This window comes from Micromonospora sp. HM5-17 (assembly GCF_003762835.1).
Taxonomy (GTDB): Bacteria; Actinomycetota; Actinomycetes; order Mycobacteriales; family Micromonosporaceae; genus Plantactinospora.
Genome location: NZ_RJWA01000003.1, coordinates 353917 through 374175, shown reverse-complemented (window position 1 = coordinate 374175; position 20259 = coordinate 353917). Strand labels below are relative to the sequence as shown.

The following is a 20259-nucleotide window of genomic DNA, read 5'->3' as shown; positions in this document are numbered from 1 at the left end:
CGGCCGGATGCCGGCGCCGCAAGGGCTCAGCCGCGGGTGGCGGTCTCCACCACGAACGGAATCCCCTGCTGGCAGGTGGTCATCAGGTCGGCCTGCACCCGGCCGGTCACGGTCAGCCGGCCCCCCGCCGCGATCACGTCACGTGGGCCGCCGACCAGCAGATAGTTGTCGATCAGGTAGCAGCCGGCCTCGACGCCCTCCCGGACGACCCCGCTGAGGGTCGTCGGCGATCCCGGCGACGGCGGCCTCCCCCGGGTCGGACCGGTCGACGTGGGCGGTGTCGTCGGAGCGGGAGTGGCCGGACCGGAGCCGGTCGGGTCTGGTGACGTGGACGAGGTCACGGGGGCTCCTCCCGGTGCGGTTGGTGACGTCGGCCCGGCCTCGCCGCACGCCGTGAGGGTCAGCGCGGCGACGAGCACGGACCCGGCGAGCCGCAGGGTCTTCATGCTGATCAGACGGGTACGCCCCGCCGCTCGTTCCCGTCCCCGGCCCGGGCCGCCGCGGCGGCCCGCATGTCCCGCTTGAGCTCCTGGGGCAGCGAGAAGGTGAGCCGCTCCTGGGCCGTGGTCACCTCGGTCACGTCGGTGTAGCCGCGCGCGGCGAGGTGGTCGAGGACCTCCTGGACCAGTTCCTCCGGCACGCTCGCCCCGGAGGTCAGGCCCACCGTACCGGCCCCGGCCAGCCACTCGTCGTCGATCTCGGAGGCGTAGTCGACCAGGTAGCCGGCGCGGGCCCCCGCGTCCAACGCCACCTCCACCAGGCGTACGGAGTTGGAGGAGTTGCGGGACCCGACCACGATCACGACGTCGCACTCGGGCGCGATCTTCTTGACCACGTGCTGCCGGTTCTGCGTGGCGTAGCAGATGTCGTCGCTCGGCGGGGACTGGAGCAGCGGGAGCCGGCGCTTGAGCCGGGCCACCGTCTCCATCGTCTCGTCGACCGAGAGCGTCGTCTGGGACAGCCAGACCACCCTCGACGGGTCCCGGACGGTCACCCGGTCGGCGGCCTCCGGCCCGTCCACGAGCTGGATGTGCGCCGGCGCCTCGCCCGAGGTGCCGATCACCTCTTCGTGCCCCTCGTGCCCGATGAGCAGAATGTCGTAGTCCTCGGCGGCGAACCGCCGGGCCTCCTGGTGCACCTTGGTGACCAGCGGGCAGGTCGCGTCGATGGCCCGCAGGGACCGCGCCCTCGCCTGCTCGTAGACCTCCGGCGCCACACCGTGGGCGGAGAAGATCACGATGGCGCCCTCCGGCACCTCCTCGTTCTCCTCGACGAAGACGGCGCCCTGGCGCTCCAGCGTGGCGACGACGTGCTTGTTGTGCACGATCTGCTTGCGGACGTAGATCGGCGGTCCGTAGAGCTTCAGCGCCTCCTGGACGGTCTGGACGGCGCGATCGACGCCGGCACAGTAGCCGCGGGGCTTGGCCAGCAGGACGCGCTTGCCGGTCTGGAGTGTCGCCTGAGCCTCGGTCACCCGACCAGTCTACGGGCCGTCGCTCCGCTCGCCCCGCCTCGACGTACCCCAGGGCACGGTCGGGGTGGTCAGCGGCCGGCACCGCGGACCCGCCCGGGTCTCCCACCAGGGCGACCTCACGGATCCGGCCCGGTCGGGTCCGGCCCCGATCGACCGGGCTCCGGGGTCGACGCGGTCGGCGGCCGTACGCTGGCCCGGTGACGGACTCCGGAATCCCCCGCAGTACGCCCGAGGAGCCCTGGCCGGTCCGGGTGGTCAGCCAGAAGCTGAGCGCCTGGATCGGCAGGCTCGGCTGGGTCTGGGTCGACGGCCAGGTGGCACAGATCAGCCGCCGTCCCGGCGCCGCCACGGTCTTCCTCACCCTCCGCGACCCGTCGGCCGACCTGAGCCTCACCGTCACCACGAACCGGGACGTGCTGGACGCCGGCGCCCCCGAACTGGCCGAGGGTGCCCGGGTGGTGCTGCACGCCAGACCGGAGTTCTTCGCCGCTCGGGGCACGCTGAGCCTGCGCGCCGACGAGATCCGGCAGGTCGGGCTCGGCGAGTTGCTGGCCCGGCTGGAGAAGCTGAAGAGGCTGCTCGCCGCCGAGGGGCTCTTCGACCGCTCCCGCAAGCGCCAACCGCCGTTCCTGCCCCGCCGGATCGGTCTGATCACCGGCCGGGCCTCGGCCGCCGAGCGCGACGTGCTGACCAACGCCCGGCGGCGCTGGCCGGCGGTGGAGTTTCGCACGATCAACGTGGCGGTGCAGGGTCCGACGGCGGTTCCCCAGATCATCGACGCGCTCCGGGTGCTCGACGCGGACCCGGAGGTCGACGTGATCGTGCTCGCCCGGGGCGGGGGCAGCGTGGAGGACCTGCTTCCGTTCTCCGACGAGGCGCTGTGCCGGGCGGTCTTCGGCTGCCGTACCCCGGTGGTCAGCGCGATCGGTCACGAGACCGACACCCCGCTGGTCGACTACGTCGCTGACCTGCGCGCCTCCACCCCGACCGACGCCGCGAAGCGGATCGTTCCCGATCTTGGCGAGGAGGTCCGGCTGCTCCGGCTGGCCCGCGACCGGCTCGACCGGGCGGTGGTCGGGCTGATCGACCGCGAACAGCACCGCCTGGACGCCTGGCGGTCGCGGCCGGCGCTGGCCCGGCCGCAGGTGATGGTCGAGCAGCGGGCCACCGAGGTGGCGGCGCTGCGGGACCGCGCCGACCGGTGCGTACGGCACCGCCTCGGCCTCGCGACCGACGAGCTGCGGCACACCGTGGCCCGGCTCCGCGCGCTCTCCCCGGCCGCGACCCTGCACCGTGGGTACGCGATCGTGCAGCGCGCCGACGGCCGCGTGGTCCGCACGCCGGACGAGGTGAGCACCGGAGACCGGCTCCGGGTACGCCTGGCCGAGGGAGAGCTGACCGCGGTGGCCGAGAACTGACCGAACGGCGCCGACCGCCCCCGCCGGGTCGGCAGGCGGCCCTCGACACGCTGGCCCGGACGTGCGCCCACCGGGATCCCCGCGGTGTGCTGAGATGGGACCACCATGAGGGACGAAAAGGATCACACGAACGGCGCGGACGGCGGGCTCAGCTACGAGCAGGCCCGCGCCGAGTTGGCGTCGGTGGTCGAGCGGCTGGAGGCCGGGGGGACCTCGTTGGAGGAGTCACTGGCGCTGTGGGAACGCGGCGAGCAGCTGGTGGAGATCTGCCAGGGCTGGCTCGAGGGAGCCCGCGCACGCATCGAGGCCGCCCGCCGGGCCCGCGACACGTCGGCATCGGCCTGACCCGGTAACCCCGGGTGCAGCGCGACGGTCGCGACGACCCGGATCACGGCACGTCGTGTCGGCCTGCCGCCGTACGGCCGGGATCACGTGAGCGAGGCGGCCAGGTGACGCAGGTCCTCCTCCGGGGCCTGTCCGACGACGATCACGGTCCGGCCCGGCTCCAGCAACACGAGCGCCAGCTCGCCGGCGCGTGCCGTGTACCGCTGCCAGCCGCGGCCGGCGATCTCGACCGTGCCCTGCGGCTGGCCGGCCCGGGTCAGCTCCGCGGGGATCAGCTCCTCGGCCGGCACGTTGCTCTGCACCAGCTGCAGCCCGTCGTCGTCCGGGCTGAGGTACCCGATCCGCAGCGTGGCGCCGGTGTCGCCGCGCCGGAAGTCGGCGCTGACCGTACGCCAACCGTCGCCGAGCCCGGTCGCCTCGCTGACCGGGAACACGTTCGCGGCCCGGGCCAGCTGGACGGTCGGCGCCGGATCGATCTCGGTCGGCGTGTCCGCGCCCAGGAAGACCCGACCGAACCCGATCAGGAGCGCGATCGGCACCAGCAGCACCACCAGCGAGAGGACGATGTCCCTGGTCGATCGCTGGGACCGGATCGCGGTCGACACGACCTCCCGCCGGACGTGCTCCGGATCCGCCGCCCCGGGCGGATCCGCCGGCGCCTCGGGGCCGACCGTACGCGCGTCCGGCCCGTCCGCGCCGGGCTGGTCGGGCAGGCGGTCATCCGGGGTACGGCCGATCGACGGGGCGGTGTCCACCCATCCATCTTGACAGCCCGGCCGGCTCCCGCCACCCGGGCCACCCCGTCACCGCTTCCCGCGAACGGGGCCTCCCACCCCCGAACCGGCGCTACGTTGACCAGCGTGTCAGTATCCATGACATAGCCGGCCGCGCGCGCCGCGCTCCGCCGGGCCACCCCGCAGCGTCGCGAGGAGGAACCGACATGACCAGCACCCGCACCCGCGTACCACAGAATCTCGACCGCAACCTGGCGCTCGACCTGGTCCGGGTGACCGAGGCGGCGGCGATGGCGGCGGGCCGATGGGTTGGCCGGGGCGACAAGGAGGGCGGCGACGGAGCCGCCGTCGACGCCATGCGCAAGCTGATCAATTCGATCCCGATGCGGGGCGTCGTGGTGATCGGCGAGGGCGAGAAGGACAACGCCCCGATGCTCTACAACGGGGAGCAGGTCGGCGACGGCACCGGCCCCGAGGTCGACGTCGCGGTCGACCCGATCGACGGCACGACGCTGATGAGCAAGGGCATGCCGAACGCGCTGGCCGTGCTCGCGGTCGCCGAGCGGGGGGCGATGTTCGACCCGAGTGCCGTCTTCTACATGCAGAAGCTCGCCGTCGGCCCGGTCTACGCGGACGTGGTCGACATCGAGGCCGGGGTCGCGGAGAACATCCGCCGGATCGCCCGGGTCAAGAACTCCAGCGTGTCGGACGTGACGGTCTGCGTCCTGGACCGGCCGCGCCACGCCGACCTGGTCCGGGAGATCCGGCAGGCCGGTGCCGGGATCCGGTTCATCAGCGACGGCGACATCGCCGGGGCGATCGCCGCCGCTCGTGGCGAGTCGGAGGTCGACGTCCTGATGGGGATCGGCGGCACCCCGGAGGGGATCACCGCCGCCTGCGCGCTGAAGTGCATGGGCGGGATGATGCAGGCCAAGCTCTGGCCCCGGGACGACGAGGAGCGGGAGAAGGCGATCGCCGCCGGTCACGACCTGGACCGGGTGCTCACCACCGACGACCTGGTGGCCGGGGACAACTGCTTCTTCGTCGCCACCGGGATCACCACCGGGGACCTGCTGCGCGGGGTGCGGTACCGGGCCGGCGGGGCGTACACCCAGTCGATCGTGATGCGTTCGAAGAGCGGCACCATCCGGGTGATCGACTCGTACCACCGGCTGGAGAAGCTGGCCCTCTACTCCGCCGTCGACTTCGACGGCCGTCCGATCGCGGAGCAGGGGTAACGCCAGCCGGCTCCCCCACCCGCGCCCGGCGCCGGCGGAGCTGGACGGGGTCGGCTCAGCCCGCGTCCGAGGAGTGCCCGGGAAAGAGGTGGGCGGCGGGGTCGATCGCCACGGCGGCGTTGTTGACGGCGGTCGCGGCCTCGCCGAAGCCGGTGGCGATCAGTCGGACCTTGCCCGGGTACTCGGTGATGTCGCCCGCGGCGAAGACCCGCGGCAGGTTGGTCAGCATCGTGCTGTCGACCACGATGTGCCGCCTGTCGAGCGCCAGGCCCCACTCGGTCAGCGGCCCGAGGTCGGCGGTGAAGCCCAGCGCGGCCACCACGGTGTCGACCGGCAGCGTCTCGACGCCGCCGCCCTTGACCGCGATGTCGGCTCCGGTCACCGCCCCGTCGCCGTGCAGCCTCGTCACCTCGGCGTTGACCACGATCCGTACCGGCAGCTGGCGTACCCGGTCGACGGTGGCGGCGTGGGCCCGGAACCTCTCCCGGCGGTGGACGAGGGTGACCGAGCGGGCCACCGGCTGCAGGGCCAACGCCCAGTCGAACGCCGAGTCGCCGCCGCCGACGATCAGGACGTTCTGCCCGGCCAGGTCGGCGAGGTGCGGCACGAAGAAGACGACGCCGCTACCGACAAAGTTCTCGGCCGCCGGCAGGGGACGCGGGGTGAAACTGCCCAGGCCGGCGGTGACGATGATCGCGCCGCACCGGAGCACGTCGCCGTTGGCGAGGCTCAGCACCGGCTGGCCGTCCAGGTACGACAGCTTATCGGCGCGGACGCCGAGCAGGTACTCGGGGTTGAAGGCGGACGCCTGGCTGACGAGATTGGCCACCAGGTCACGACCCTTGATCGACGGGAACCCGGCGACGTCGTAGATCATCTTCTCCGGGTACATCGCGGTGACCTGCCCACCGGGTTCGGGCAGCACGTCGACGACCACGACCGACAGACCGCGGAAGCCCGCGTAGTACGCGGCGAAGAGCCCGGTGGGGCCGGCCCCGATTATCGCGACATCGACCTCGCGCATGTTCCCACCGTCGCTCTCCGTCTACGACCTGCTCACGGGCTTGCTGCTGTCGACGGTAGGCGCGGGACGAGAATCGGGCAATAGCCGTCCCATCCCCTGCGCGAACAGGAGGAAAGGCTTTCCCCGATCGGGCCGCTCAGGGCAGCGTCAGTGTGGACTCCGACCGGTACGGGTCGTCGCGTGGACGACGCCGACGGAAGAGCACCGCGGCGAGCATGCCGCCGAGTAGTCCGAAGAGGTGGCCCTGCCAGGAGATCAACTCGTCGGTCGGAAGCACCCCCAGCAACTGCCAGCCGTAGAGCAGCCCGACGAGGAACACGACGGCAAGGTTCCACCAGGTCCGCTCAACGATGCCGCGCATCAGCAGCAGCCCGAGGTATCCGAAGACGACGCCACTCGCCCCGACCACGATCGACTGGGGTGAGCCGGTGAACCAGACCCCGAGCCCGCTGACCACGATGATGACCAGTGTGGAGTAGAGGAAGCGACGTGCCCCGGCGGCCAGGACGAAGGTGCCGAGCAGGATCAGCGGCACGCTGTTGCCGTAGAGGTGGTCCCAGCCGTGGTGCAGGAAGGGGCCGAAGAAGACACCGTCGAGCCCTTCCAGGTGGCGGGGAATGATCCCCGCGCCGGCGTCGAACCCCGCGTTCAGCCAGACGTCCAGCGCCTCGATCGCGAAGAGCACCGGTACGACGGCGCACATGGCCACGAACGCCCGGCCGAGGGAGGCGTAGAACGCCTCCGTCCCGAACCGGTGCGGGTCCCGGGAGTACGGGTTGAACGTCACCCTCACGTTGCTATCAGCTTCGGTGACCGGCCGCCACCGGGGGCGACGGCCGGTCGGCCGCCGGGCGCGGGAAGGGGCGCGAAGGGGAGGAGCATGCACCCGCTCACCTGGTGACCGACGGGGCAGGATCCGACCGGACCCGAGACCGCCGAGGGGCGCGGACCCCGGTCCGCGCCCCTCGATCGTCGTGCTCGCTCAGTACCAGCCCTCTTCCTGGAAGAACGTCCAGGCACCACACGGGGTGTCGTACCGGCCCTTGATGTAGCCCAGACCCCACTTGATCTGGGTCGCCGGGTTGGTCTTCCAGTCAGATCCGACACTCGCCATCCGCTCTCCCGGCAGCGCCTGGGGAATGCCGTACGCGCCGGTCGATGCGTTCGCGGACCTGTGGTTCCAGCCGCTCTCCTTGGTCCAGAGCTTGTCCAGGCAGGGCATCTCGGCCAGTTTGAAGCCCGCCTCGAGCAGCAGCGCACACCCGATGGCCCGGTTACCGCTGTACTCGTTGCACGAGTCCGGGATCGGGCCGGTGTACGGCTTGGTCGCCTGCTCGGCCTCCTTCTCTGCCCGTTCGCGTTCCCGCTTACGGCTCGCCGCCTCCTCGGCCTGCCGGGCCCGCGCCGCCGCGGCCCGGGCCAGCTCGGCAGCCTTGCGCGCGGCCTCCCGTTCCGCGGCCCGCTGGTCGAGGGTCGCCAGGACGTGCGCCGCCCGCTGCTGGCGGAGTAGGGCCCATTCGGCCTGCTGCGCTTCGTAGACGGACTGGGCGTCGATGCTCCGCTGCTGAGCCTCCCGGTCCTCGCCGAGGTAGTAGCCGCCGCCGACGCCCCCCAGGAGCAGCGCGACGGCAAGACCCCGGACACCGAACCGGCTCCACAGCCGACTCACACAGTGTTCCCTTCGTCGGGGGCAGGGACGCGGCGTATGAAAACCCGAGGGGTTCCCTGGTCACGCCGCAAGCGCCCCGACCCGGCCGGGTCGTGACTCCGATCGGCGTCGTCGGTACCGCCGGACCCGGGTCCGATGACCGACGATGCCCGGGTGGCGTGGGCGCTCGAGGGACACCCTTGCGCATGGTGTGACCCATGGGGAAGCAGTGACATATTTTGTGACCCGCATCACATCGCAGATCACCATCGATCCGGACGTTTCCGGTCCCCACCTGCTACAACGGCATGTCCTCCAGCAGGTCCGTCACCACCTCGGCAATGGGCGACCGCTCCGACCGGGTGAGCGTGACGTGCGCGAAGATCGGGTGGCCCTTCAGGGCCTCGATCACGGCCGTGACGCCGTCGTGCCGACCGACGCGCAGGTTGTCCCGCTGCGCGACGTCGTGGGTCAGCACCACCCGGGAGCCCTGGCCGATCCGGGACAGCACGGTGAGCAGCACCCCGCGCTCCAACGACTGCGCCTCGTCGACGATGACGAAGGCGTCGTGCAGGCTCCGCCCCCGGATGTGGGTCAGCGGCAGGACCTCCAGCATTCCCCGGGACAGCACCTCGTCCACCACGTTCTCGTGGACCACGGCCCCGAGGGTGTCGAAGACGGCCTGGGCCCACGGCGACATCTTCTCCGCCTCCGTGCCCGGGAGGTAGCCCAACTCCTGGCCACCCACGGCGTACAGCGGGCGGAAGACGACGACCTTCTTGTGCCGGCGGCGCTCCATCACCGCCTCCAGGCCGGCGCAGAGCGCCAGCGCCGACTTGCCCGTTCCGGCGCGCCCGCCGAGCGAGACGATGCCGATGGACTCGTCGAGCAGGAGGTCGAGGGCCACCCGCTGCTCGGCCGAGCGGCCGCGCAGGCCGAACGCCTCGCGGTCGCCCCGCACCAGCCGCACCGTCTTGTCGGGCAGCACCCGGGCCAGCGCGGAGCCGCGCGGCGAGTGCACCACCAGCCCCGTGTGGCAGGGCAACCCGGCCGCCTCGTCCAGGTCGAGTGAGACGTCCTCGTAGAGACGGTTGACCTGCTCCTCGGTCAGCTCCAGCTCCGCCATGCCGGTCCAGGTCGGGTCACTGGCCTGGCCGTGCCGGTACTCGTCGGCGGTCAGCCCCACGGAGGCCGCCTTGACCCGCAGCGGCATGTCCTTGCTGACCAGCGTGACCGGCCGGCCCTCGGCGGCCAGGTTCAGCGCCACCGAGAGGATCCGCGCGTCGTTGGAGTCGGTCCGGAACCCGGGCGGCAGGACGGCGTCGTCGCTGTGGTTCAGCTCCACCCGCAGCGTGCCGCCCTGATCGTTGGCCGGCACCGGCTGGTCCAGGCGCCCGTACCGGACCCGCAGGTCGTCGAGGAGTCGTAGGGACTGTCGGGCGAACCACCCCAGTTCCGGATGATGGCGCTTCCCCTCCAGTTCCGAGATCACCACCAACGGCACGACCACCTCGTGTTCGGCGAACCGGTGGAAGGCTCCGGGGTCGGAGAGCAGCACCGAGGTGTCCAGGACGAACGCCCGGGTGGATGGTCCGGGCTCCGCGGTGTCCGTCGGCTGGGCCGGTCGGCTCCGGCGTTCGCCCCGGGCCCGGCCCGGAGTCTTCTCGGTGGCGGTTACGCGCTGGTCGTCGGCCCGGGAATTGGTACGGCGAGTCGTCACAGGCCTGCTCCGGCGGGCGTGCACCCGTCCGCCCGCGGTCCGCCTCGTCCGGTGCCCGGAGACGGGGTCGGATGCGGGCCCCGTGCATGCGGTCGCAGAGTCCGGGCCGTCCGGCTGGCCCGGGACGACCCCGCGCCATGCCTAGACGCTAACCGGAGAACGCCAGGTTGGGCTAGGGCATGGACGTGTGCGAGTTGGCGCTCGCGTGCGCTCCGTGCTGACGAGCAGCGCGACGCCGGCACCGGCCCGGACGGACGCGGCGCGACACGCCGGACCGGGACAGCACGACGATGGCGCGGAACCGGAAGCGCCGGCACGCGCGGGGCGACCGCGGGATGACCGGCGGACCGGCCGGGATGCATGCCCCCTGCGCGCACCCCGGCCGGTGGGACCACCGTCACCGGTCTGACATGGTCCCGACGGTGCGCGTCCGCGACGGACCGTCGCACCGTGCTCGCGGGTGACCGCTCACCCCACCGCGCACCGGTCAAAGATTCCGACCGGCGAAGGCGTCGGTGGAGTGCCGTCCGCCGTTGGTCGCGGTCCCCGCGAAAGAGGCGCCCGTGTACGTCGTTCCCTGACCCACGACGGTGTGGGGGTGGTGCGGTGTGGTGGGTGATGGCACCGCCAACACCGAGGCGATCGCCGCCTGCGCCTCTCGACGTCGACGGTTCCAGGCCCCCCGGTCACCGTCGAAGTACCCCTGTCGATAGCCGAACCGGTAGCCGAGCCGGTAGCTGAGCTGCCCGTGCAACCGTCCCACCGCGTAGCTGGAGGACGCGAGCAGCACGATGAGGAAGACCACGAAGAAGGGACTCACCCGGTCACCCCGCCCCGACCCCGACCGACCCGCCAACCGCCCCCGCTCGACACTCCGCTCCCGTGCACATCCACCCCGATCTGCTCAGGCACCCCGATCTACTCATGACCCCTCCGGATCGACGGAGGTCGGATCGGAGACGAGCAACCGATCGAGATCGTCGGTGCTCACCTCCTCGATCAACTCGACGCTGATCCGGCAGCCGTCCAGAACCACCCCGGCCACCGAGGCCCGGCGGATCTCGCCCCCCGCGTCGTACACCCGCACGCTCAGCTCCGGACAGCCGAGGTGGGCCCGCCACGAGTTCCACTCCTCGCGGTCGCCCACGTTGAGGGACAGATAACGGCAGCCCCGGGCCAGGTAGAGCCGCCATGGCGCGCTGAGACCGGCGGCGACGCCGTCGGCGACCAGACGGAACGCCTGGGCCCGGGTTGCTAGTTCGGTCACCGGACTCCTCCTGTCACGAGGGCGTGACCCTCGTGAACAAAGAACGTCTCAAGCACGAGACACACCGTAAATCGTCCCATACGCGTGACAGTATCAGCTCTTTGTCTGATTACCCCCACACCCACGGACACCTATTGTGTCCGCGTGATACCCCTCGACACAAGCCGTGATAGGGCATCCCGGAAACGCGAACAGTTGTCACGCACACAGGACATAACTGATCCGGATCCCTCGGGACGGGGCGACTGGCCGTACCGTCGGCAGGTGTCGGATCGCGCACAGGGACGGAAGATCGCCTTCGCCGCGTTCGTACGCAAGGCACTGGAGGACGCCCGGACCACCCGGGCCTGGACGGGCACCGAGGTCTCGCGCCGCACCGGGGTGTCCCGGCAGACCATCAACCGCTGGGTCCGCGGCGAGTGGGTCAGTGATCCCGAGGCCAAGCGGGTGATCGCGTTCTGTGAGGGCTTGGGGCTGGACCCGAGCGTGGCGTTCGGCGTGCTGGGCTGGGACCGCACGGCATCCGCCCGACCCGCGCCGAGCGCGCCGCCGATGGACCCGGACGTCGAGGCGCTGCTGCGCCGGCTCGTCGACCCCAACGTATCGGACGCGGAAAAGTTCCACATTCGCGAGACCATCCGCTATCTGGCGTATCGTCCGCCTCTGCCGAAGGAGATTCGAAAAGGACGGAAACGCGCCAGCTAGTTACTCAAATGGTGCAACTTCGCGCATGCTACCCATCCAACCACCTCCGGTCACCAAACACTCGCGCTAACGTGCCTCTTCGTACTGCTTGGGCTCGTCGTCGGCGGGGGGACGGGACAAGGCCGAACCCAGCCCTGCGGGACAGAAGGAGGGGTCAACCGATGACCCTGAAGTGGTTGGCAGTTGTTGTCGCGGCGGTATCCCTGACCCTGTTCGTGACCACGAACGTCGTGGTCGGCACCGTCCGGGGCGGCGGCCCCGCGCCGCTGCTGGTCAACGTCCTCGCCCTGACGGTCGCCGGCACCGCGACCGTCCTGGCCGTCGTCGCCGGCCTCCACGAACGGCTCGACGCGCGGATCACCGCACTCACCGACTTCCTCGTCGCGCGGCTGAACGACCTGGACCGCACCGCGGGCGACTCGCACACCGCGTTCGTCGAGGGTTACCTGCTGAGCCGCGCGCAGGACCCCGCGGTCGTGCCGATCGGCCCCCGGCTACGGGAACGCCGGGCGATGATCAGCGGCGACGACTGACGGCGTTCGTGGGGCTCGGCGCAGCGCGGCGGAGTCCGGACCGATTTGGCGAGGCGGAGCTTCGTTCGAATGCCGGCGCGGTGTCCGGGCGGCCGGCAACGCCACCGGGCGCGGACGGACCACCCGACCGCTGATCAACGCGGTCCGGCACCGCCGGCCGGATCGAGAACTGCCAGGTGTGGGGTGTTCCTGGCCTCCGGGCCCGCCGCGACCGGCCGGTGGCCCCGCCAGACACGCCCCTGACCGACGGAACGACTCGCCGTCGCGACGCCGAACGAGAGCTTCTCATTTTGGCGTCTGCGGCGGCGACCCGCCGGGGTACGCTGACGCGCGTGCGGCCGATCAATTCGGGGAAGCAGACCCCGCCCCGTTCCCTGACTGCTGAGCAGGCATGGCGGGCCACTGCCGACCGCCTCGACCGCTGCCTCCTCTTCTTCGACTTCGACGGGACCCTGGCGCCCGTCCGGGACGACCCGACGGCGGTCGAACCCGCGCCGAAGGCCCTGGCCGCCATCAACGCCCTCACCGGCGTGGTGCAGCGCGTGGCGATCGTCTCGGCCCGGCCGGTCGAGTTTCTCCGGGAACGGCTCGCCAGCGTCGACGGGGTGGACATCTACGGGCTCTACGGCCTGGAGCACCTGCTGCCCTCGGGCGAGACGGTCACCGAGGAGGCCGCCCTCCCCTGGGTCCCGACCATGGCCGGGCTCGCCGACCGGGCCCGGGACGAGCTGCCGGACGGGACGCTGGTGGAGTACAAGCGGCTCTCGGTCGCCCTGCACTACCGCACCGCCCCGCACCTGGCCGGAGCGGTCGAGCAGTGGGGCCGGGAGCAGGCCGAGCGGCTCGGTCTCCGGTTGCAGGTCGGGCGGATGGTGCTGGAGCTCAAGCCGCCGGTCGACCGCGACAAGGGGATGGTGATCGGCGAGGCCGTCCGCTCCGCCGGCTGCGCCTGGTACTTCGGGGACGACGTGTCGGACCTGAAGGCCTTCGCCGCGCTGCGGGCCCGAGAAGCCGGCGACCCGGACTTCTTCGGCGTCTGCGTCGCCGTGGCGAACCCGGAGACCGGGGACGAGGTTTCCACCGCCGCCGACCTGACCATCGAGTCCCCGGAGGCGCTGGGCGACTTCCTCACCGAGGCGCTGCACCGGCTCAGCTGAGTCGGGCCGGCCCGGTGCCGACACCTCGCCGAGCCGGCGCGCCCCGCGCGGCGTCGGGGCGTACGCGCTCGACGCCGGGCCACCGGGGTCTCGCCGCCCGGCCCGCGCCGGGCGTACCGCGCGGACACCCGGAGGTGCCCCGGGGCGGGCAGCCGTCGGATACCGGCGGGAGGGGCTACTGGCCGTACCGGCGCTGGCGGTTGGCGTACGAGCGCAGGGCCCGGAGGAAGTCGACGCGGCGGAAGTCCGGCCAGTTGACCTCGCAGAAGTAGAACTCCGAGTGCGCCGACTGCCAGAGCAGGAATCCGGAGAGGCGCTGCTCGCCGCTGGTCCGGATCACCAGGTCCGGGTCGGGCTGCCCCCGGGTGTAGAGATGCTTCGCGATGTGTTCCACGTCGAGGACCTCGGCGAGTTCCTCGATGGTTCCGCCGGCCGCCGCGTGCTCCCACAGCAGCGACCGAACCGCGTCGGCGATCTCCCGCCGACCGCCGTACCCGACCGCGGCGTTGACCTGGGCCCCGCCCGTCCGGTTCCGGGTCCGCTCCTCGGCCGACTTCAGCGCGGCGGCGGTCTGCGCCGGCAGCAGGTCGAGCGCGCCGACCATCCGCAACCGCCAGGGGTTGCCCTCCTCGGCCAGCTCGACGACGAGATCCTCGATGATCTGCACGAGCGGGTCCAGCTCACTGGCCGGACGGCGCAGGTTGTCGGTGGCGAGCAGGTAGAGGGTGACGTGTCCGATTCCGGCCTGGTCGCACCACCCGAGCACTTCCTTGATCTTGGCTGCCCCGACCCGGTGCCCGTCGTTCGGGTCGACGAAACCCATCTCCCGGGCCCACCGCCGGTTGCCGTCGCACATCACCCCGACATGCCTCGGTACGGGCTTACCGGCGAGCTTCGCCGTCAGACGTCGCTCGTAAACGGAGTAGATAAGGTCGCGCAGACTCATCCCCTGCAGCGTACCGACCAGACCCGCCGACGGAAGTGTCGCCCGACCGCGCCCGGCGTCGCGGCCACGATCCCGATCAATGCCCGGAGATCCAGCCGGCCGTCACCGAGCCCCAGCTCGACCAGGGTTCGGAAGACCTCGGCGTCCCGGGCGGCGGCCCCGACCGCCGCGTCGACGACGGGCCGTCGCCGGGCCAGCCCGGCCACGGTCGAGCTGTGTCGCAGGTGCCGACCCAGCCGCCGGTGCAGGGCGGCCGCGTACCCGTCGGCCGCGGCGGCCGGCGAGCCGGCGGCGGCCGTCCCGGCAAGCGCGCCGGACAGGACCGCGTAGAAGATCCCCTCGCCGGTGAGCGGATTGATCAGCGACAGTGCGTCGCCGGCGAGCACGATCCGGCCCCGGCCCGGCACCGGCCGGCGGGTCGACAACGGCAGATGGTGCGCCCGCAGGTCGGTGACCGCGCCGGGATCCACCTCGGGGAGCAGGACGGCGAGCCGCTCCAGCAGGTGGGTGCGGCGCAGCGGTCGCCCGGTCAGCACCTCGCCGTACCCGACGTTGGCCCGGCCGTCGCCGATCGGGAACGCCCAGGCGTAGCCCGGCCAGTGCGTGGCCGAGGTGACGATCCGCTGCTCGACCGGGCCGGCCGGAGCCGGGGCGTACCCCCGAATCGCCAGCCCCAGGTGGCCGTCCGGATTGGCGGCCTGCCCGAGCGCGCGGCGGACCACCGAGCCGGCGCCGTCGGCCCCGACCACGGCCCGGGCGGCGAGCACGCCGTCGAGCACCACCCGATCGCCGGCGACCTCGACCCGGCGCACCGTGTGCCGGCGCAGCCCGGCGCCGGCCGCCAGCGCCGCCGCCACCAGCCGGGCGTCGAAGACCCGGCGGGGCACCGTGTACGCCGGTCGGGGCAACGGTCGCGCCACCTGCCCGCCGCCCGGCGCCACCAGCCGCAGCGCCGGCACCGGGCGGTAACCGGCGACCGCATCCGGTACGCCCAGCGCGGTGAGAACGTCGAGGGCGTGCGCGGCGATGCCGTCCCCGCACGCCTTGTCCCGGGGGAAGTCGGCGCGATCCAGTAGCAGCACGTCCGCGCCGAGCCGGCGGGCGGCCAACGCGGCGCTGGCCCCCGCCGGGCCGGCTCCGACCACCGCGACGTCAACGGTCTCCACGGCCGCCCCCTCAGCTCACCCGAGCCGGGTGCCCACCGGGGGTACGGTCGCCTCCGCCGCCCCGGCGGTTTCCCGGCCCGCCGGGCCGGCCCGACTCGCCCGGCGTAGCGCGTACAGGGCCAGCCCCGCGGACACCACCAGCGGGGTGCCGTCCCGCACCAGGCCGTCGAGGCCGAGCAGCAGCCCGCACAGCGGCAGGTCCACCAGGAGCACCAGCACGGTGAGCAGCACGAGCAGCCCGGAGGCCCACCGTCTGCCCCGCAGCAGGAAGAAGCCGGCGACGAGCACCGCGCAGCTGACGGCGACGCTGACGACGAACCACAGCACCACGGTAGGCGCGACGAGCAGCCGCCCGTCGAGGATCGTGCCGATCGCCACCAGGCAGGGCGCCAGGCTCAACGGCCCGTACGTCAGCGCGGCGACCCGGGCGGTGAGCAGCCAGCCGGTCACCGGCGGCCGGCGCGGGGCGACCTCCCGCCAGGAGATGCCGTGGCGGTGGAGGACGAGCCGGCGGGGGTGCCGGACCAGATGGTCCCGCACCGCCGGCGAGCGGTAGAGCAGCCAGAGCACCGCCCCGCAGAGCGTGGCCAGGACGGCGAAGCCGAGCAGGCCGGGCGCCGACGGTAGCCCGGCTCGGGGCACGATCAGCCGTCCGACCGCGAGGACCGTGGTCACGGCGAGGATCAGCCCGAACGGGCGGGCGAGCGCCCGGCCGCGCCGCACGTGCCGGACGAGGACGAGGAACCCGAGCGCACGCAGCAGCGCCCAGCCGGTCCGGACCGCGAGTCCGACTCCGCGCTCCGGGGCGTACCACCAGGTGAGGACGTCGACCACGACGGTGGCCGCGGCGGTCGCGACCAGCAACCAGACCAGCGCGCGGACGGCGGACGGCCGCCGGAGGGCACTACCGGCGGCCGTCGTGGTCATGTCGTCGATGATGCCCGGCGCGGACCACCCGCCCGCCCGGCCGGGCCCCTGGTCACTGCCGGGCCGCCTCCTCGTCGAGGCGGGCCCGTAGCGCGTCCAGCTCGGCCCAGAGGACCCCCGGTAGCCTGTCGCCGAACTTCTCGAACCACTCGCTGATCCGGGGCAGTTCCTGCCGCCACTCCTCGACATCAACCCGAGTGGCGATCCGCAGATCCTCCGGACTCATGTCGAGCCCCTCGACGTCGAGGGAGCCCGGAGCGGGCACGAACCCGATCGGGGTCTCGACCGCCTCGGCCCGACCCTCCAGCCGCTCGACGATCCACTTGAGCACCCGGGCGTTCTCCCCGTACCCGGGCCAGATGAAGTTGCCGGCGGCGTTCTTCCGGAACCAGTTGACGTAGTAGATCTTGGGCAGCTTCGTCTCGTCGCCGCCAGCCCCCTTGCCGATCTCGATCCAGTGCCGGAAGTAGTCACCCGCGTGGTAGCCGATGAAGGGCAGCATCGCCATCGGGTCGCGTCGGACCACGCCGACCTCGCCGGAGGCCGCCGCCGTGGTCTCCGAGGAGAGCGTCGCTCCCATGTAGACCCCGTGCACCCAGTCCCGCGCCTCGGTGACCAGCGGAATCGTGTCCTTGCGCCGGCCACCGAAGAGGATCGCGTCGATCGGTACGCCGTTCGGATCGTTGAACTCCTCGGCGACGATCGGGCACTGCAGGATCGGCGTGCAGAACCGGCTGTTGGCGTGCGAGGACAGTTCCCCGCTCTCCGGCGTCCAGTCCCGGCCCTTCCAGTCGATGAGGTGCGCCGGCGGGTCACCCATCCCCTCCCACCAGATGTCACCGTCGTCGGTCAGCCCGACGTTGGTGAAGATGGAGTTGCCCCGCTCGATCGTGCGCATCGCGTTGACGTTGGTCTTCCAGCCGGTGCCGGGCGCGACCCCGAAGAGACCGTACTCGGGGTTGAGCGCGTAGAGGCGGCCGTCCGGGCCGAAGCGCATCCAGGCGATGTCGTCGCCGATGGTCTCGACCTTCCAGCCCGGCAGGGTCGGCTCCAGCATGGCGAGGTTCGTCTTGCCACAGGCGGACGGGAAGGCCCCGGCGATGTAGTGCACCCGTCCCTCGGGCGAGGTGAGCTTCATAATCAGCATGTGCTCGGCGAGCCAACCCTCGTCCCGGGCCATCACGCTGGCGATCCGCAGCGAGTAGCACTTCTTGCCAAGCAGCGAGTTCCCGCCGTACCCGGAGCCGAACGACCAGATCTCCCGGGTCTCGGGAAAGTGGGAGATGTACTTGGTGTCGTTGCAGGGCCAGGGAACGTCGGGCTGACCCGGCTCGAGCGGAGCGCCGACCGAGTGCAGACAGCGGACGAAGTCGGCGTCCTCCCCCATGCCGGCGAGCACCTTCGCGCCCATTCGGGTCATGATGCGCATCGAGACCACGACGTAGGGGCTGTCGGTGATTTCCACCCCGAACATGGGCTTCTTGGCCTCGAGGGGACCCATACAGAACGGAATGACGTACATGGTGCGTCCGCGCATCGAGTCCCGGTAGAGGTCGGTCATGATGCGCTTCATCTCCGCCGGGGCCATCCAGTTGTTGGTCGGTCCGGCGTCCGACTCGTTGACCGAGCAGATGAAGGTACGATCCTCGGCGCGGGCCACATCGGAGGGATCGGTACGTCCCCAGAAGGAGTTGGGCTTACGGTCCGGGTTGAGTCGTACCAGGGTGCCGGCCTCGACCAGTTCGTCGGTGAGTCGCTTCCATTCGGCATCGGAGCCGTCCACCCAGACGACCTGGTCGGGACTGGTCAGTTCGGCAACCTCTTTGACCCAGGCGAGTAGTTTCGAGTGGCGGGTCGGAGCTTGATCGAGACCCCGGATGGTAGCCGGAGCGGCCATGGCAGTTCTCCTTTGGTCGACGCTGACCGAGTGCAGAGCGTGCGGTGCCGAACGAACCGGCGACGGTGCCGCCGGTGAAAGCCTGGGATTTTCCGTCAGCGTAAACCGAGCGGCCGCTCAGGGCGGCGAGACTGGTTGTGAAAGACTGCACAGGGCAACGGTGGGTGCGGTAATGCGCCCCTTTTTTCGCTCCCACGCGCAGTTTCGCGCACATCTTCCCGGGCATTGCATTCCGTCACGGCGTACCCATGTTTTCTCCGCAGGTGTCAGCCGTCGCGGACGTCACAGCGGGTCCCGGGAGACCGGGGCGGCCGGCGCCGGGCGGTCGCGGGCCGCGCGGTACGTCGAGTGGCGCCGCGCGTGGTTCGTTCGTCGGCACCGGGCGGTCGCGGGCGGCGCCCGCGGGGTGGACGACCACCGGCGTGTCGGCGCGGAGCACGCGCGGCGGGCGGCCCGCGCGACCGTTCCGCCGCGAGTCGGCCCGTGCGGGCCGTGGCCGCGGCCCACAACCGGTAGGCTCAAGCCGTGTCCTCGACCGCCACCGGCGAACAGCCCTCATCCCCGGGCACCCGGCGCGGCTTCCTCCTCCACCTGTGGGACCGCTTCGGCCATCTGGTGCATGAGTTGGGCAAGTTCGGGACGGTGGGGGCGATCGCCTTCGCGGTCGACTTTGCCCTCTTCAACCTCGCCAAGGCCAGCTTCGGCTGGGAGACGCTGACGGCGAAGACCTTCTCCACCGTGGTCGCCGCGACCGTGGCCTTCATCGGCAACCGGTTCTGGACCTGGCGGCACCGCGAGCGCTCCGGCATGGCCCGGGAGTACTCGCTCTACTTCTTCTTCAACGCGGTCGGCCTCGGCATCGGGCTGGTCTGCCTCGCCATCAGCCACTACGGGCTGGGCAGCCTCTGGCCGAGCGTCTTCACGTCCCTGGTTGCCGACAACATCGCCGGCAACATCGTCGGCGCCGCGTTGGGGACGTTCTTCCGCTTCTGGTCGTACCGGCGGTTCGTCTTCGTCGGTCCGGCCGCCTCCGACGCCCCTGAGGTGGTCGCCGAGGGCCACCAGAGCCCGTGACCCCCGACCCAGCCCCGTACGGCCGACGTGCCTGGCTCAGCCGACTGACCTAAGGTGGGCGAATGCGTTTCGTCCGTATGTTGCCTGAACGCTGGCAGCGGCTCCTCCGGGAGGCGCTGACGTTCGGTGCCGTGGGAGGCGTCAACGCCGCCATCAACTACGCGGTCTTCAACGCGCTCGCGCTCACCGTCTTCACCGACGGGCAACTGAAGGCGAACGTCGTGGCGACCGTCGTCGCCACCTGCACCTCGTACCTGATGAACCGGCATTGGACGTACCGGGACCGGCCGAAGTCGGCGATACACCGGGAAACCAGCCTGTTCTTCCTGTTCAACGCCACCGGTCTGGCCATCGAACTCGGGGTGCTGGCGCTCGCCAAGTACGGTTTGGGGATCAGCGGTCTGCTGGCGCTGAACGTGGCGAAGACGATCGGTGTCGGGCTCGCCACCATCTTCCGCTTCTGGTCCTACCGCACCTTCGTGTTCCGCAAGTCGCCGCCGGTGGACGCCTCCGCGGCCTTCGCGGCCCCGCAGGCCTCGCCGGACGGGGTGGCGGCGCCGTCCGGCGTACGACGGGAGCTTCACCGCGGCGTCGATCCGCTGACCGCGGAACTCGCCCAGACGCTCGACGTCGACCTGGAGGCGGAACTGGTAACCGAGCTGGACGCGGTGGAGTTGAAGATGAGCCCGCGGCCTCCGGCGCGCTGAGCACCCGCCGCGGGCACCGTGGAAACGCCCGGCGCGGGCCCCTCGCCAAGCGCCCCGGGGCGATCGGGTTCGACAACCGTGCGGCCGGTCCGGTGGGCCGCCCGGCCCGGGCCGCCGCGAAGCGCTGGTCACCCACGCGAACGGCTCGGTCGGTCCGGGATGTCCCGCACCCACCGGTACGCGCCGGCCGGGCATCCTGACCGGCGCGGACCTCGTCATCCCGACACCCGGTCGGCCGCTCGGCGCTGCCCGGCCCGCCGGCCGACCGGTTCCGGCCGT

21 protein-coding genes are annotated in these 20259 nt (G+C 71.9%); 8 read left to right on the top strand and 13 right to left on the bottom strand.

All coding sequences use genetic code 11. The annotated features are described in order from the left end of the window. Positions 1-26: 26 nt before the first annotated feature. Both EF879_RS11125 and EF879_RS11120 read right to left on the bottom strand, forming a co-directional pair. Positions 27-446, bottom strand: coding sequence for a hypothetical protein (locus EF879_RS11125; RefSeq protein ID WP_123557552.1), 420 nt, complete (start codon positions 444-446; stop codon positions 27-29). Between the two features lie 5 nt (positions 447-451). Beyond that, positions 452-1474: a 4-hydroxy-3-methylbut-2-enyl diphosphate reductase gene (locus EF879_RS11120; protein WP_123557550.1), complete on the bottom strand. Its 1023-nt coding sequence runs from the start codon at positions 1472-1474 to the stop codon at positions 452-454. A gap of 197 nt (positions 1475-1671) precedes the next feature. Here EF879_RS11120 and xseA point away from each other — a divergent pair, with 197 nt between their 5' ends. Both xseA and EF879_RS11110 read left to right on the top strand, forming a co-directional pair. Continuing rightward, positions 1672-2892 carry an exodeoxyribonuclease VII large subunit gene (gene xseA / locus EF879_RS11115; protein WP_123557548.1) on the top strand — a complete coding sequence of 407 codons (1221 nt, stop codon included), beginning with the start codon at positions 1672-1674 and terminating at the stop codon, positions 2890-2892. Positions 2893-2997: 105 nt separating this feature from the next. Beyond that, positions 2998-3237, top strand: a complete 240-nt coding sequence (locus tag EF879_RS11110; protein WP_123557546.1) for an exodeoxyribonuclease VII small subunit — start codon at positions 2998-3000, stop codon at positions 3235-3237. An 83-nt stretch (positions 3238-3320) separates the two neighbouring features. On the opposite strand, the gene EF879_RS11105 is transcribed toward EF879_RS11110, so the two are convergent. Then, entirely contained in the window at positions 3321-3992 is a 672-nt protein-coding gene (locus EF879_RS11105) for a DUF4245 domain-containing protein (protein ID WP_123557544.1), read from the bottom strand. 185 nt (positions 3993-4177) lie between these two features. On the opposite strand from EF879_RS11105, the gene glpX reads away from it, so the two are divergent. Further along, entirely contained in the window at positions 4178-5209 is a 1032-nt protein-coding gene (gene glpX, locus EF879_RS11100) for a class II fructose-bisphosphatase (RefSeq protein ID WP_123557542.1), read from the top strand. A gap of 55 nt (positions 5210-5264) precedes the next feature. Here glpX and EF879_RS11095 read toward each other — a convergent pair whose 3' ends face one another. The 6 genes from EF879_RS11095 to EF879_RS11070 all read right to left on the bottom strand — a co-directional run bounded on the left by EF879_RS11095 (position 5265) and on the right by EF879_RS11070 (position 10868). Beyond that, positions 5265-6233, bottom strand: coding sequence for an NAD(P)/FAD-dependent oxidoreductase (locus EF879_RS11095; RefSeq protein WP_123557540.1), 969 nt, complete (start codon positions 6231-6233; stop codon positions 5265-5267). A 136-nt stretch (positions 6234-6369) separates the two neighbouring features. Beyond that, positions 6370-7020: a rhomboid family intramembrane serine protease gene (locus EF879_RS11090; protein WP_233604379.1), complete on the bottom strand. Its 651-nt coding sequence runs from the start codon at positions 7018-7020 to the stop codon at positions 6370-6372. Between the two features lie 195 nt (positions 7021-7215). After that, positions 7216-7902, bottom strand: coding sequence for a lytic transglycosylase domain-containing protein (locus EF879_RS11085; RefSeq protein WP_123557539.1), 687 nt, complete (start codon positions 7900-7902; stop codon positions 7216-7218). Between the two features lie 277 nt (positions 7903-8179). Next, positions 8180-9601 (bottom strand): PhoH family protein, encoded by a 1422-nt coding sequence (locus EF879_RS11080; RefSeq protein ID WP_199736311.1) that lies wholly within the window; start codon positions 9599-9601, stop codon positions 8180-8182. Positions 9602-10088: 487 nt separating this feature from the next. Then, positions 10089-10421, bottom strand: a complete 333-nt coding sequence (locus EF879_RS11075; RefSeq protein ID WP_123557535.1) for a hypothetical protein — start codon at positions 10419-10421, stop codon at positions 10089-10091. Between the two features lie 102 nt (positions 10422-10523). Next, a complete protein-coding gene (locus tag EF879_RS11070) occupies positions 10524-10868 on the bottom strand; it encodes a hypothetical protein (RefSeq protein ID WP_123557533.1) in 345 nt (114 codons plus the stop codon). 264 nt (positions 10869-11132) lie between these two features. Between EF879_RS11070 and EF879_RS11065 the strand changes: the two genes are divergently transcribed. From EF879_RS11065 to otsB, 3 genes are all read left to right on the top strand, one after another. Continuing rightward, positions 11133-11573, top strand: coding sequence for an XRE family transcriptional regulator (locus EF879_RS11065; RefSeq protein ID WP_123557531.1), 441 nt, complete (start codon positions 11133-11135; stop codon positions 11571-11573). A gap of 161 nt (positions 11574-11734) precedes the next feature. Further along, positions 11735-12106 carry a hypothetical protein gene (locus EF879_RS11060; RefSeq protein WP_123557529.1) on the top strand — a complete coding sequence of 124 codons (372 nt, stop codon included), beginning with the start codon at positions 11735-11737 and terminating at the stop codon, positions 12104-12106. A gap of 332 nt (positions 12107-12438) precedes the next feature. After that, positions 12439-13263: a trehalose-phosphatase gene (gene otsB, locus EF879_RS11055; protein WP_123557527.1), complete on the top strand. Its 825-nt coding sequence runs from the start codon at positions 12439-12441 to the stop codon at positions 13261-13263. 175 nt (positions 13264-13438) lie between these two features. Here the strand turns inward: otsB and EF879_RS11050 are convergent, their stop codons facing one another. The 4 genes from EF879_RS11050 to EF879_RS11035 are packed head-to-tail and all read right to left on the bottom strand — an operon-like array spanning position 13439 to position 18199. After that, on the bottom strand, positions 13439-14209 hold the full coding sequence (locus tag EF879_RS11050; RefSeq protein ID WP_123557525.1) for an isoprenyl transferase: 771 nt from the start codon (positions 14207-14209) through the stop codon (positions 13439-13441). Next, entirely contained in the window at positions 14206-15375 is a 1170-nt protein-coding gene (locus tag EF879_RS11045; protein ID WP_123557523.1) for a geranylgeranyl reductase family protein, read from the bottom strand. The genes EF879_RS11050 and EF879_RS11045 overlap by 4 nt, the downstream gene beginning before the upstream one ends. Before the next feature lie 15 nt (positions 15376-15390). Beyond that, a complete protein-coding gene (locus EF879_RS11040; RefSeq protein ID WP_123557521.1) occupies positions 15391-16302 on the bottom strand; it encodes a hypothetical protein in 912 nt (303 codons plus the stop codon). 52 nt (positions 16303-16354) lie between these two features. Next, a complete protein-coding gene (locus EF879_RS11035; RefSeq protein ID WP_123557519.1) occupies positions 16355-18199 on the bottom strand; it encodes a phosphoenolpyruvate carboxykinase (GTP) in 1845 nt (614 codons plus the stop codon). Positions 18200-18724: 525 nt separating this feature from the next. On the opposite strand from EF879_RS11035, the gene EF879_RS11030 reads away from it, so the two are divergent. Beyond that, positions 18725-19273, top strand: a complete 549-nt coding sequence (locus EF879_RS11030; RefSeq protein WP_123557517.1) for a GtrA family protein — start codon at positions 18725-18727, stop codon at positions 19271-19273. Positions 19274-19335: 62 nt separating this feature from the next. Continuing rightward, positions 19336-19980, top strand: coding sequence for a GtrA family protein (locus tag EF879_RS11025; RefSeq protein ID WP_123557515.1), 645 nt, complete (start codon positions 19336-19338; stop codon positions 19978-19980). Positions 19981-20259 lie beyond the last annotated feature (279 nt).

Excerpts from the sequence above, each read along its gene's own strand:
- EF879_RS11035 (WP_123557519.1), bottom strand. The coding sequence starts at position 18,199 with ATGGCCGCTCCGGCTACCATCCGGGGTCTCGATCAAGCTCCGACCCGC.
- EF879_RS11125 (WP_123557552.1), bottom strand. The coding sequence starts at position 446 with ATGAAGACCCTGCGGCTCGCCGGGTCCGTGCTCGTCGCCGCGCTGACC.
- EF879_RS11050 (WP_123557525.1), bottom strand. The coding sequence starts at position 14,209 with ATGAGTCTGCGCGACCTTATCTACTCCGTTTACGAGCGACGTCTGACG.
- EF879_RS11040 (WP_123557521.1), bottom strand. The coding sequence starts at position 16,302 with ATGACCACGACGGCCGCCGGTAGTGCCCTCCGGCGGCCGTCCGCCGTC.
- EF879_RS11095 (WP_123557540.1), bottom strand. The coding sequence starts at position 6,233 with ATGCGCGAGGTCGATGTCGCGATAATCGGGGCCGGCCCCACCGGGCTC.
- EF879_RS11110 (WP_123557546.1), top strand. The coding sequence starts at position 2,998 with ATGAGGGACGAAAAGGATCACACGAACGGCGCGGACGGCGGGCTCAGC.
- EF879_RS11060 (WP_123557529.1), top strand. The coding sequence starts at position 11,735 with ATGACCCTGAAGTGGTTGGCAGTTGTTGTCGCGGCGGTATCCCTGACC.
- EF879_RS11025 (WP_123557515.1), top strand. The coding sequence starts at position 19,336 with ATGCGTTTCGTCCGTATGTTGCCTGAACGCTGGCAGCGGCTCCTCCGG.
- glpX (WP_123557542.1), top strand. The coding sequence starts at position 4,178 with ATGACCAGCACCCGCACCCGCGTACCACAGAATCTCGACCGCAACCTG.